We start from the raw sequence: 13,106 nt of genomic DNA on the forward strand, positions 1-13,106 counted from the left end.
GGCCCTGCCAAGCAGGATGTGTCCAACCGTCCTGCTTGTGAAGCTGTCCTTTTGCCGCACCACGTATTCGTGATGGGGGCGCGGAAGATCGGTTGTTCCAGAGGGCCTTGAACGCCGCGTGGATTTTTACGGACCGTTCGGCAGTTGACCGGCAGGCACCTTTTCAGGAGCATGGAATCCGAACTACCGTGGCTTGTGGATGCGTACTACTTCCCGCGTCCAACTGTTGTCCCGTGTCATCCCGTTGTGCAAACTGACTTTGGCCCGTCGGACGTACTTTGCGATGGTTCCGCGGCTATCAACCCAATAGGTGACTTTTCCAGACAGCCCCCTGTATGACCGCAAGCTGGCCTCGATGCGGTAGGCGTACATCGTGCCCGCCGGCACGGTGATTTGTTCGTAGGCTGCCACTTTCATTTCCTGCTCTACCCATCCCACGTCGCCAATCGGCGTCTGGATGTTTTTGGGCATTGTTTCTTGCGACCGGCTGACCCATTTTTTTCCGATCTGAAACTCATCGGCGGGCAGTGACTGGAGGGGAGGGTCAAAGTCGATGCCCATGTCATTGCGGACGGTGCCCCCCGCGAGGGTCACGATTTGCTTGCCGTTGTTGATTTCGACGAGGCCATCCTTGATCGATGTGACACGGAGTGTTTCCCGGCGTGTCTCCAGGTTGGTGAGATAGTCCCGGTAAACGTACTCGATCTCGTCGCCGACCTGCACATCTCGCTGCACAGAGTGGCGCCCCTGTACGGGAGTTGCCGTGACCAAAGGCTGGGATATCTGGTTGAGCCGGCTCTGAGCGGCTTCACTGATCGCGCCAGAGGGGTAGGCATGCAAAAATGCGTAGAAATCGTCCGGGTTGTGTGACTGCTTGATGCGGTCCCACTCCACTTTTTCGCGGAGAAATATCTGGTCGCGCTCTTCTGGCCGGGGCTTGGGCGGGGGCGCGACGGCAACCACCGAGCCTGCGCCCCGACCATCATTGAAGACAAAGTCTTCCTCCAGACTTGTGCTCTCCCATGGAATCTGGTTGCCACGGCTCTTTTGCCGTACCTGCAGGCGCACGCGTTTGAACACATCCTCGATGCGGGAGATGGGCTTGGCCATTTCCTGTAGCAGGTAACCTGTGTACAGGCCGTTCTCGCCTTCTCCATCGTCCGCGACATTGCCTGGCGCGGTGGCGTAGGCGAGAAACGTCCCTGGCACAGCATCGAGCTGCGCCAGCCCCTTGACGGACGCCGTACCTTCGAAGGGGTTGTTGCGGCAGGCATCGAGTACCAGGATATTGACGCGGTTGCCCGCCTGCTTGAAAGCGTTGATCACAGATTCCACATCGACCGCCTGTGCCACGACTTCAGTTTGGCTTCTAGGACGTGCGTCGACAGGCACCATGTAGTTGCGCCAGTCAATCTGGACTCCGTGCCCCGCGTAATACAGCATGCCCACGCCGCTCCTGCCGTGAAGCCGCTTGCGCGCATCTTCAATGGCCTCCGTCATCTGGCTGCGAGATCCATCGCGCAACTCAAGCACCTGGAAACCCAGCTTGCGCAGTTGTTCCGACATGGCCTTTGCATCATTGGCGGGATTCGACAGGGCTGCAGAACCAGAATAGGCCGAATTGCCTATCACCAAAGCAATGCGCACGTCCAGAGGTGCGTTGGCCTGCGCGGAGGCCGCCAGCGCCGTCAAGGCTAGCGACGCGCGTGCCAGAAGCCGTTTTGCGTACTGCGACGCTGCGAAGACTTGGATCAATGGTGGCCTCCCATCTTGCTCTCCGGTTCACTATATCGTTGGCTGGAGCATTCGCCAATTGGGAAAAGGGCTTGGCACTTCCGTCCTTGGTGCTGCGTGTCTGGAATAATCCCGCCCCATGAGCGGCAACACCATCGGTACCCTATTCGCAGTCACCAACTTTGGTGAATCCCACGGCCCGGCCATTGGCTGCGTGATTGACGGCTGCCCGCCCGGCATGCCGCTCACCGAGGCTGACATCCAGGCCGACTTGGACCGGCGCCGCCCTGGCACCAGCCGCCACGTCACGCAGCGCAACGAGCCCGACGCGGTGGAGATCCTCTCTGGCGTGTACGAGGGCAAGACCACCGGCACCCCCATCGCCCTGCTGATCCGCAACACCGACCAGCGCAGCAAGGACTACAGCAACATCGCCGAGAGCTTCCGCCCCGGCCATGCCGACTACACCTACTGGCACAAGTACGGCATCCGCGACCCGCGTGGTGGCGGCCGCTCGTCGGCCCGCCTGACGGCGCCCACGGTGGCCGCAGGCGCCGTGGCCAAGAAGTGGTTGGCACAGCAGTACGGTGCCCAGTTCCGCGCCTGCATGACGCAGCTGGGCGAGCTGCCCATCCCTTTCGAGAGTTGGGATTACGTACGCGCCAACCCCTTCTTTGCCCCCGTGGCCGACGTGCAGCAGTACGAGGACTACATGGACGCCCTGCGCAAGGCGGGTGACTCGTGCGGCGCCCGCATCCGTGTGCAGGCCACGGGCGTGCCGGTGGGCCTGGGCGAGCCGCTGTATGACAAGCTTGACGCCGACATCGCCCACGCCATGATGGGCCTGAACGCGGTGAAGGGCGTGGAGATTGGCGCGGGCTTTGCCAGCGTGGCCCACCGGGGCACCATGCACGGCGATTCGATGACGCCGCAGGGCTTTCGCACTAACAACGCCGGTGGCGTGCTGGGCGGCATCAGCACGGGGCAAGACCTGGAGGTGAGCATTGCGATCAAGCCCACCAGCTCCATCATCAGCCCGCGCGAGTCCATCGATATCCACGGCAAGAGCACCGAGGTGATCACCAAGGGCCGCCACGACCCCTGCGTGGGCATTCGCGCCGCGCCGATTGCCGAGGCGCTGCTGGCGCTGGTGGTGATGGAGCACGCGCTGCGCCACCGTGCCCAGTGCGGCGATGTGGTGCCGCCTGTGCCGCCGATCCAGGCCTCGTTTCTGTAAAACCAACTCCCACCGTCCCTGGGGCGGTGCCTCTGTATGAGCAACCGCTTGTTCCGGGCCTTTTACCGCAGGGCGCTGGCCGCCTTGGCGGTGCCGCTGTGGCTGGCTGGCTGTAGCGGCATTGCGTCCACCGCCCCTGCGGCGGGTAGCGCGCCGGCCCACATCGACATCACCCTCATCGGCTTCAACGACCTGCACGGCAACCTGGAGCCGCCCCACATGGCGCATCGGGTGCAGGGGCCCACAGGCCCGGTGCTGGCGCCTGCCGGGGGCATGGCGTATTTCGCCAGCGCCATGGCCGCCCTCAAGGCCCAGTCGCCGCACCATGCGGTGGTGTCGGCGGGTGACATGGTGGGTGCCTCGCCGCTGGTGTCGTCGCTGTTCCTGGACGAGCCCACCATTGAAGCCGTCAACCGCATGCAGATCGACTTCAACGCGGTCGGCAACCACGAGTTCGACCGGGGCTGGCGCGAGCTGCTGCGGCTGCAGAACGGTGGCTGCGAGAAGTTCACCTCGCGCGAGCCTTGCCGCATCAGCAAACCTTTTGAGGGCGCCCAATTTGGCCTGCTGGCGGCCAACACGGTGCGTGAAGACGGGCGCACCCTGCTGCCCGCCACGGGGATCAAGCGGTTTACCGAAGGCGGTGTCACCGTCACCATGGGGTTCATTGGCCTCACGCTGCAGGCCACACCGACCATGGTCAGCCCGTCCGGGGTCGCTGGGCTGCGTTTTGAGGACGAGGCGGCCACGGCCAACGCGCTGATCCCTCAGCTCAAGGCCCAAGGCGCCGATGTGATTGTGGTAGCCATCCATGAAGGCGGGGGCACCACGGCGGGCGTGCAGGAGACCAGCTGCGCAGGTCTGTCGGGCGACATCGTGCCCATCCTGGAGCGCCTGGACCCGGCCGTGGATGTGGTGGTCTCGGGCCACACGCACCAGGCCTATGTGTGCGACTACAGCCGCGTGAACCCGGCCAAGCCCTTTTTGCTGACCAGCGCAGGCCAGTACGGCACGCTGCTCACCGACATCCAGCTGCGCGTGGATACGCAGACCCGCCGTGTGGTGAGCAAGACGGCACGCAATGTGGTGGTGCAGGGCGAGGCCTTCACGGGCGCCCAGGGGCCGGTGCCGCTGACCACGGCCGTGCCGACGTTCCCTGCAGATCCCGGCGTGCAAAAGATCATCGACACCTACCGCGCTGCCGCCATTCCGCTGGCCCAGCGTCCAGTGGGGCAGGCCCAAGGGGCCATGCGCCGCCAGCCCAACGCGGCGCTGGAGAGCGTGCTGGGTAATCTGGTGGCGGACGCCCAGCTGCTGGCCACACGAGCGCCTGCGGATGGTGGTGCGCAGCTGTCCTTCATGAACCCGGGCGGCCTGCGCGCTGACCTGGTGCCGGATGAGCAAGGGCTGGTGCGTTACGGCCAGCTGTATGCGGTGCAGCCTTTTGGTAACCAGCTGGTGATCAAGACCTTCACGGGTGCGCAGATCCGCGCGGTGCTGGAGCAGCAGTTCGCCAGCGGTGGCAACACCGTGCAGCGGCCCCGGGTGCTGTCGGTGTCCAGCGGGTTCAGTTACCGCTACGACCTGAGCCAGCCCGCCGGGGCGCGCATCAGCCACATGGTGCTGAATGGTGCGCCGGTGACAGACCTGCAGTCCGTGCGTGTGGTGATGAGCAGCTTTCTGGACAGCGGTGGTGACAACTTCACGGTGCTGACGCAAGGCCAGGACCGGCGCGTGGGTGAGCTGGACCTGGATGCGCTGGAGGCGTACTTCCGGCTGCAGAGCCCGGTGGCACCACCCGCTACCCACCGCATCACCCGCGTTGCGCCTGCCGCGCGCTGAGGAGCACCAAAGGCGTTGGGTGCTTGCTGGGTGGGGGACTCCGCCGCTTAGTCGTCTGTGCGGCGCAGCGCGCCCAGCCATTGCAGCGGGTTGAAGCCGGTGACCAGCCCGGTCGCCACCAGCACCAGCGCACCGCCCCAGAGCATGCCCGGCCCCAGTGCCTCGCCCAGAAAGATATGGCCCCAGGCCACGCCGAACAGCGGGATCATGAAGGCCGAACTCATGGCGGCCACGGGCGAGACATGTTTGAGGACCCGCAGGTTGAGCCAGTAGGCGAGCCCCGAGGTCACGATGCCCATCACGGCCACGGCGGCCAGCGCCTCGGGAGTGAAACGTGCGGTGGGCAATGTCCAGGCCGCCCCGGGCAGCAGCAGCACCAGGGCAGCGGCGTGGATGCCGGCCGCGATCGACAGCGGTGACATGCGGGTGGTCGCCCGCTTCATCCAGGTGAGAGACAGGCCGTAGCACGCCGCAGCGGTCACGCACGCGCCTGCCGCAAGCAGTACCGCCGAGGTGGGCGCCACAGGCCCCAGCTGCACGATCAGCGCGACCCCTGCAAAGCCGCAGAGGCAGCCCGCCCATTTGCGCGTGCTCAGCGTGTCTTCCTTCATCCAGGCGGCGGCGATCACGCCAAACGGCACAGCCATGGTGTTGAGCAGAGAGCTGTAGCCCGCTGGCAGGTGCAGGGCCGCCCAGGCGTACAGCAGAAAAGGCGCTGCCACCGTCAGCGCACCCAGCCCCAGCAGCTCCCGCCAGTGGCGCCAGGGCCAGGGCTCACCCGCCCAGCGCATGATGCCGATCAGCGTGAGAGTGGCCAGCCCAATGCGCAGCGCGGCCATCACATTCGGACCCAGTACCGGGCTGGCGATGCGGATGAACAAAAAGGAAGCGCCCCACAGGGCGGACAGCAGCACCAGCTGCAGGAAGTGGCGGGTTTTCACCGCGCGCATTGTCAGGCACCTGCGCAGTGCTTGCCGGAGTGTTGGATGGCAGTTTTGATGCAAAAACTGCTTGAAGCGTTAGTCCATCATGCTGCGATAGCTATCAAATTAGTAGCAATTGCAGAGTAGCTTGCGCGACACGCGCAGGGCCATGGCAGAACCTGGGAGTGCGCAATGTGTGCCAACGGTGCCGCGCTCTGCATTGGCCAGACGAGGTAGCAGGGGCGGGGGCTGCGTAGGGGCGGTCATCCGCGTGACGGCCACCCTGGAGCGCGATTGGCTACTTGCGCACCTCATCCACCATGGCGCGAAAGTCGTCGATGTCTTCAAAGCTGCGGTACACGCTGGCAAAGCGGATGTAAGCCACCTTGTCGAGCTTCTTGAGCTCGCGCATCACCAGCTCGCCAATGCGGCTGGAGATCACTTCGCGCTGGCCCAGGTTGAGCAGCTTTTCTTCGATGCGCTCGATGGCGCTGTCGATCTGGTCGGTGCTGACCGGGCGCTTGCGCAACGCCAGGTTGAAAGAGCCCAGCAGCTTGCTGCGGTCGTATTCAATGCGCCGGCCGTCTTTTTTGACGATGGCCGGGAAGTTCACTTCCGGCCGCTCGTAGGTGGTAAAGCGCTTGTCGCACGCGCCGCACTGGCGGCGGCGGCGGATGAAGACCCCATCCTCAGACACCCGCGTTTCAACAACTTGCGTTTCGAGGTGGCTGCAGAAGGGGCACTTCATGGGCGCTGAGGACCGCTTGTTGCTTAACGGTAGACCGGGAAACGAGCGGTCAGGGCGTTGACCTTGGCACGCACGGCGGCGATGTTGGCTTCGTCGCGGGGGTTGTCCAGCACATCGGCAATCAGGTTGGCCGTGATGCGGGCTTCTTCTTCCTTGAAGCCACGCGTGGTCATGGCGGGGGTGCCAATGCGCACGCCGCTGGTCACCATCGGCTTTTCAGGGTCGTTAGGGATCGCGTTCTTGTTGATGGTCATGTGGGCGGCGCCCAGCACGGCCTCGGCTTCCTTGCCGGTAATGCCCTTGGCGCGCAGGTCCACCAGCATCACGTGGCTTTGCGTGCCGCCGGACACGATGCGCAGGCCGCGTGCGGTCAGCGTCTCCGCCACGACCTTGGCGTTCTTGGCCACTTGCTCCTGGTAGGCCTTGAACTCGGGCTGCAGCGCTTCCTTGAAGGCTACGGCCTTGGCAGCGATCACGTGCATCAGCGGGCCGCCTTGCAGGCCGGGGAAGATGGCGCTGTTGATGGCCTTCTCGTGCTGTGCCTTCATCAGGATGATGCCGCCACGGGGGCCGCGCAGGCTCTTGTGCGTAGTGGATGTGACCACGTCGGCGTGGGGCACGGGGTTGGGGTACACACCGGCGGCAATCAGGCCGGCATAGTGGGCCATGTCCACCATGAAGATCGCGCCCACGTCCTTGGCCACCTTGGCAAAACGTGCAAAGTCGATGTGCAGGCTGTAGGCCGAGGCACCGGCGATGATCAGCTTGGGCTTGGTCTCGTGCGCTTTTTTCTCCATCGCTTCGTAGTCGATGGCTTCGTTGGCATCCAGGCCATAGGACACCACGTTGAACCACTTGCCAGACATGTTCAGCGGCATGCCGTGCGTCAGGTGGCCGCCTTCGGCCAGACTCATGCCCATGATGGTGTCACCGGGCTTCAAGAAGGCAAGGAACACGGCCTCGTTGGCCGATGCGCCGCAGTGAGGCTGCACGTTGGCGGCTTCTGCGCCGAACAGCTGCTTGACCCGGTCGATGGCCAGTTGCTCTGCCACGTCCACATGCTCGCAGCCACCGTAGTAGCGCTTGCCTGGGTAGCCTTCTGCGTATTTGTTGGTCAGCTGGGTGCCCTGGGCCCACATCACGGCGGGGGAGGCGTAGTTCTCGCTGGCGATCAGCTCGATGTGGTGCTCTTGGCGCGCGTTCTCCGCCTGGATGGCGGCAAACAGCTCGGGGTCGGTTTGTTCGACAAGAATTTTGCGGTCGTACATGATTGGCAGTCCTATGAACTTGTGTCCCTTGAAACAAGGGCTGCCCAGGCGAACGGCTGAACGCATGGGGCAGGGCCCCTGCGGCACGCTTCCCAGTGGTTCACAAGAAGTAGGTTCTTGCTGGTTTCCACGTCAGCGGCAACATCCAGTGGCTGGATGCTGCGCCTATCGCCAGTCGCGTACCCCGTTAGTGTAGCCGACACGGCGCCAGTGCTGCACCGTCCGAACCGCTGGGCGCCAGGGTTGTTGCCTGGGTGCCGGGAGCCTGCAGGGTTACAGGCCAGGTGTCAGCAAAGCCACCTTGTCGCTGGCTGCTGCAGGGGCTGTGGTGCGGGGCACCGCTGCGGGGATGCTCTGCACGGGAGCCTGGGTAGACAAGGAGGGCGGAGGATTGAAAGGCACTGCGCGACCGCCGGCCACCTGGCGCAGGCGCAAATGTTCCGCCATCACCTTGGCGGCATAGCCTCCGTCGTCGGCCATGTTGCCTGCACCCACATAAAAGCGCAGGCCGCCTTCGAGCGAGCCAGCGCGAGCGATGCATTCCTGCAGCACCTTCACACCGACCCGCAGGTTGCTCACCGGGTCAAAGGCTGCAAAGTGACCGCCAAAGTTCTGGTACTTGTCAGTGTGCACGCGGGTCATCACCTGCATGAGCCCCTGTGCGCCCACGGCGCTTTCGGCAAACGGGTTGAAGCTCGACTCAATGGCCATGATGGCCAGGATCAGGGTGGGGTCGATCTTGGCGCGGGTGCCAATCTCGTAGGCCTCGGCCACCAGAGCGCTCAGGGGCTCAGGCGCCACGCGGTACTTTTTGCTGAGCCAGAAGGCCACGGCTGCCTGCTCCTTGGGCAGATCCTTGGGGTTCACCGCCGTAGCGCGCTCGCTGGCTTCCGGCTCGATGGGCATGCCCAGCATTTCAACCTGGCGGGCTTGCAGCCAGTTCATCAGTTGCTCTTCACCAGCCTGGCGCAGGTCGGGCCGTGCAGTGAGGGCAATGACGACAAAGGCAACGGCCAAGCCGATGAGGGCGAAGCTGTTGTGGGTGATTTCAAGAAAACCTTCGGTCACGTCGGCCGCGAAGGTTCGCACGCCGGAGACTATTTTTCCTGACGCTGTCATAGCTCTTCCTTTCTGAAGCGGGCCAGTGGAGCGGGGCAGTCGCGGGGGACTGTGCTTTGCTGGCAGATCGCCTGGATTGGTACGCCATCAAGTCCGGGCTGCACGTCTGTGGAGTGCTTGGCGCCCTGGGTTGACTTAGCCGGGTTCGGCAGCGATTGGGGTTTGTACTAGCCCTGTTTTTGGGGCTGGCGGATTCTAGAAGCTCACTAAATGCATAGTCAATACTAACAAAACTATTTTTAAGACATAAAAATTATGAAAAGCATGTGAAAAATCACAGTTTTTGTGGGGTCAGGGGCTGTTCAGCGCTGTGGGTGGGCCGGTGGTGGCTGACATCTCCATGTCAAATTCAATCGGGCTTTTCTCCGCCATTGAGAATCCGATTTGAGTTGGCCGAGTGAGTTTGATAAGGTGGAGGCGCCTGTAGATTTCAGGCATCGCCAGACGAAGCGAAGTCTCCCTCCGAGGGCATTCAGTGCCAAGGTGCAGCAGATGCCGCTTCCATGGCAACCCCTGGAGGCAATACCTTGCCTCCTCGCCATGCGGACCTTTCTCTCCGCATCGCGACCGATGGCAAAGACCGTTGTGTCAGCCGTCAAGCCCGGCGGGCAGGCCCTTCAGGCACTGCTCGTCGGGCTTTCTTATTGGTGCTTCGCCTTGTGGGTGGGCGGCGCTGTCTCATATATAGATAATGGGGGCTGTTCCCTAGAGTGGCGACCTTTCGCCCGGAGTGTCGCGCGGCGTTCTCGCAGAGGTCCATCAGCGGGGCGGCCTGCCTCGCAAAGCCTTGTGCCAGATCACCTGGCTGGTGTGGACGATGCTCCCCGCCATGGCTTGCTGGCCCAATCCGGTGAAAATAGCCCTTTTGTTGCCCTGGCGTGCGCATGGTGCGGTCGCTCGGGCACGGCCCCAGGCCCTGCGCCAGGGATGCCTTCGTAATCCATTGGATCCATGTTTCCATTTTTTTCCCGCAGCAAAATGTCCGACGCACCTGAAGTGAATCCGGCCCCGGCCAAAACCCACGAGCCGCACCCGCTCGATGCGCTGACCGGCGGCGCTTTTTCTGCCGCTACGTCGGGTGAGCGCGCTTCCCGCATCCGTGACTGGCTGGCCACGCAGCCAGCGCCTGAGCAGCTGCAGGAGGTGTTCAAGGAGTTGAGCGGACGTGACAAGGGCGCAGCCCGCGCCGTGCGCGAACGGCTGGACGAAATCCGCCGTGCCAAGGGGCAAGAGGCTATTGCGGCCGAATGGGCGGACAAGGCCCAGGCACTGCTGGCGGCCCCCAAGCTCAATATTGCAGATGCCCTGGCCTGGCAGCGGGATGCCGCCAAGGCGGGTGCGCCTCTGTCGCGCGAGCCGCTGTCGCAGCTCAAGGTGCAGCTGGCGGACCGTGTGAAGGTCATTGAAGACCTGCAGCACCGCGTGCAGGTGCAGCGCGAGGCCGCTGTGCTGCTGGCGCAGCGCATTGAAGTGCTTTCCACCAAACCCTGGCGTGATGCCCATACTGCGCTGGAGCTGCTGCGCGCCGATGTCGCGCGCTGGCAGGAGCAGGCCCAGGAGCTCACGGGCGATGCGAGCTGGGCGAGCGTCGAAGCGCGGTTCCCCCCTTTGCTGGATGCCTCTCGCACCCAGTTGCTGGTGGTGTGGGAGGCTTTTCAGCCCGCAGTCGCCCAGGCGGCTGCAGCGGCAGAAGATGTCTCCGCGCCCCTGCCTCCTGTGCCGGTGTGGGCGGACGAATTGCGCGCTGCCCGTGGCCTGCCCACGGAGGCCGCCGCCGCTGCGGCTGCTTCAGCAGCGGCCAGCAAGCCAGCCCGTGTCGCCAAACCCAAGGTGGCGCCAGAGGTGATCGAAAAGGCGCACCAACTGGTGCGCGATGCGCTGGCGACGCTCGAAAAAGAAACCGCTGAAGGCCATGGCAAGGCCAGCGCTGGCGCAGCGGCTGCGCTGCGCGCCGTGCTCAAGGTGCATGGCAAACACATTGACAATGCCCTGGAGCAGCAGGTGCACACGGCGCTGGTTGCTGCCGGTGAGCTGGAAGGCTGGCAACGCTGGAGTGCCGACCAGGTGCGTGAAGACCTGGTGGCCAAGGCCGAAGCGCTGCTCAACCGCCCCGAGGGCCAGGCCCTGGGTGGCCGCAAGATGCAGGAGACCCTGCGCAATCTGCGAGACCAGTGGAAGCAGGCAGACCAGGGTGGTGCGCCTAACCACGCCCTGTGGAAGAAGTTTGATGAAGCCTGCAACGCGGCGCACAAGGTGGTCGAGGCCTGGCTGGACAAGATCCGCACTGAAGCGGCCGAGCACAAGGCTCAGCGCCTGGCGCTGATCGAGGAGGTCAAGGCCTGGGCGCAAGAACACGCTGCGTCGGGCGACTGGAAGGCCATCAACCGCTCGCTGTATCAGTTCGGCGACCGCTGGCGCGAAGGCGGGCATGTGGGCGAGAAGATTTTTGCAGAGCTGCAGCCCCTGTGGAAACAGGCCATTGCCCTGGCCGCAGCACCCCTGGAGGCTGCACAGAAGGAAAGCCTGGCGCGTCGTCACGCGATGATCGACGAGGCCACGGCCTTGGGCGCGGCACCCGCTTTGCGCATCGACGCCGTCAAGGCGTTGCAACAGCGCTGGCAGGCTGAGGCACAGACCGTGCCACTGGACCGCAAGCACGAGCAAAAGCTGTGGGACGCATTCCGCAAGCCCATTGATGAAGCGTTCAACCGCAAGTCGGCGGATCGTGACCGTGCTGTCACCGAACTGAGTGCGCGGGACCGCGTCGTTCTGGACGCCTCCAAGGCCCTGGAGGCTGCCAACGCCACGGGTGATGCGCAGCAGATCCGTGCTGCCATGCAGGCGCTGGAGGCTGCATTGCGCGGCCAGGCCCAGGCGGCTGAAGCGGTCGCCACGGCCAACAAAGATGCCCAGTCGCATGCTGAAGCGCAGGCGAATGCTGCTCCAGCTGCTGCTGAAATTGGAGCGGAGGCCTCTGCCGAGGCTGCGGAAGGTGGTGACACCGCTGCAGCCGCGCCTGCGCCGACACCTGTAGCCCCCAAGCCTGTCGCAAGACCTGTCGTGGCGGTGCGTGGGGATGACCGCCCTGGCATGAAGAAAGACGCTCCGGTGGCCCCTGGCCGTGGTGCGCGACCGGGTGACCGCCGCGATGGTCGTCCTGGCGACCGTGACGGTGCCCGCGGCCCACGCAGTGATGGCCGCATGGGCGATCGCGCTGACCGGGGAGGCCGTTTTGGTGATCGTCCAGCCTTCGAGGACCGTGGCCCTCGCTTGGGGGACACGGCATTCCGTGCTCAGCGAGAGGCGATGGAGCACGCACAGCTGGCCCTGAAGAAGTTGGCTGCACAGGCCCACGGCGAAGCCTTGACCCAGCTGTTGACCGCATGGGAAAAGCGCGATGCTGCGCTGGTCCCCGGCACGCAAGATCTGGGTTCGGGTGTGACGGCATCGGTGCGCAGTGCCTGGACACAGGCATTGTCGGCTGCGCCCAAGGGCGATGCGGCAGAAGCGCTGCTGCGCCTTGAAATGGCGGCCGAGGCCCCAACGCCTGCCGAGCACATTGCTGCGCGGCGCATGTTGCAACTGCAGTTGCTGACGCGCCGCAACGACCCTGCGCCCACCCAGACCTGGGGTCAGGATGTGGCGCGCGTGCTGGCGAGCAATAGCGATGCGGCGAACGCACGCCGTTTGCAGAACGTGCTCAAGACGCTGCTGCGCAAGTAGTTGAAGGGCTGGGGCGCGCGCCGCGGCGCGTGTACCCTCAGGGCAGCAGACAGAACGAAAAACGAGACCGCTGGCGGTCTCGTTTTTTTCTTTGCTTTGATGGTTTGAAAACAAAAAAGCCGTTGCGGATGCAACGGCTTTTTATATGTTTGGTGCCCAGGAGAGGACTCGAACCTCCACGATGTTACTCGCTAGTACCTGAAACTAGTGCGTCTACCAATTCCGCCACCTGGGCTTTCAGATCAGCCTCGAATTATAGGACAAGAAATTCGGGCTTCTGAAGAGTTTTAAAAAAAATGTGCCATCGGCTCAAAAATCTTTGGCCGCAGCAGGGCATGCAAAACATCTCAGCAAATAAAAAAGCCGCTGGGTGTACAGCGGCTTCGATATTTTGAAAACCAACGCTGGTTCTCGTTAAACTTGGTGCCCAGGAGAGGACTCGAACCTCCACGATGTTACTCGCTAGTACCTGAAACTAGTGCGTCTACCAATTCCGCCACCTGGGCATTTCA

The 13,106-nt window shown here is 63.7% G+C and carries 8 protein-coding genes, 2 tRNA genes and 1 riboswitch; of the genes, 3 read left to right on the forward strand and 7 right to left on the reverse strand.

Annotated elements, in window-relative coordinates; genetic code table 11:
* Nucleotides 1-183: 183 nt before the first annotated feature.
* On the reverse strand, nt 184-1,755 hold the full coding sequence (locus IB236_RS13410; RefSeq protein ID WP_192421160.1) for a caspase family protein: 1,572 nt from the start codon (nt 1,753-1,755) through the stop codon (nt 184-186).
* Nucleotides 1,756-1,873: 118 nt separating this feature from the next.
* On the opposite strand from IB236_RS13410, the gene aroC reads away from it, so the two are divergent.
* Nucleotides 1,874-2,971, forward strand: a complete 1,098-nt coding sequence (aroC, locus tag IB236_RS13415; protein ID WP_192421161.1) for a chorismate synthase — start codon at nt 1,874-1,876, stop codon at nt 2,969-2,971.
* 36 nt (nt 2,972-3,007) lie between these two features.
* Complete coding sequence (locus IB236_RS13420) at nt 3,008-4,813, forward strand: bifunctional UDP-sugar hydrolase/5'-nucleotidase (RefSeq protein WP_192421162.1); 1,806 nt, start codon at nt 3,008-3,010, stop codon at nt 4,811-4,813.
* Between the two features lie 47 nt (nt 4,814-4,860).
* On the opposite strand, the gene IB236_RS13425 is transcribed toward IB236_RS13420, so the two are convergent.
* The 4 genes from IB236_RS13425 to IB236_RS13440 all read right to left on the reverse strand — a co-directional run bounded on the left by IB236_RS13425 (nt 4,861) and on the right by IB236_RS13440 (nt 8,871).
* Nucleotides 4,861-5,763, reverse strand: a complete 903-nt coding sequence (locus IB236_RS13425; protein WP_192421163.1) for a DMT family transporter — start codon at nt 5,761-5,763, stop codon at nt 4,861-4,863.
* 271 nt (nt 5,764-6,034) lie between these two features.
* Nucleotides 6,035-6,484 (reverse strand): transcriptional regulator NrdR, encoded by a 450-nt coding sequence (gene nrdR / locus IB236_RS13430; RefSeq protein WP_015013541.1) that lies wholly within the window; start codon nt 6,482-6,484, stop codon nt 6,035-6,037.
* Between the two features lie 23 nt (nt 6,485-6,507).
* Nucleotides 6,508-7,752, reverse strand: a complete 1,245-nt coding sequence (gene glyA, locus IB236_RS13435) for a serine hydroxymethyltransferase (protein ID WP_056067170.1) — start codon at nt 7,750-7,752, stop codon at nt 6,508-6,510.
* A gap of 35 nt (nt 7,753-7,787) precedes the next feature.
* Nucleotides 7,788-7,941: riboswitch (ZMP/ZTP riboswitch) on the reverse strand.
* Between the two features lie 84 nt (nt 7,942-8,025).
* On the reverse strand, nt 8,026-8,871 hold the full coding sequence (locus tag IB236_RS13440; protein WP_056743637.1) for a lytic transglycosylase domain-containing protein: 846 nt from the start codon (nt 8,869-8,871) through the stop codon (nt 8,026-8,028).
* A 951-nt stretch (nt 8,872-9,822) separates the two neighbouring features.
* On the opposite strand from IB236_RS13440, the gene IB236_RS13445 reads away from it, so the two are divergent.
* Complete coding sequence (locus IB236_RS13445) at nt 9,823-12,594, forward strand: DUF349 domain-containing protein (protein ID WP_192421164.1); 2,772 nt, start codon at nt 9,823-9,825, stop codon at nt 12,592-12,594.
* A gap of 150 nt (nt 12,595-12,744) precedes the next feature.
* Here the strand turns inward: IB236_RS13445 and IB236_RS13450 are convergent.
* Both IB236_RS13450 and IB236_RS13455 read right to left on the reverse strand, forming a co-directional pair.
* Nucleotides 12,745-12,829: transfer RNA gene (locus tag IB236_RS13450), tRNA-Leu, on the reverse strand.
* Nucleotides 12,830-13,015: 186 nt separating this feature from the next.
* Nucleotides 13,016-13,100 (reverse strand) — tRNA-Leu (locus IB236_RS13455).
* Nucleotides 13,101-13,106 lie beyond the last annotated feature (6 nt).

Origin of the sequence: Acidovorax sp. ACV02 (assembly GCF_014851475.1) — a bacterium.
Lineage (GTDB): Bacteria > Pseudomonadota > Gammaproteobacteria > Burkholderiales > Burkholderiaceae_C > Acidovorax > Acidovorax delafieldii.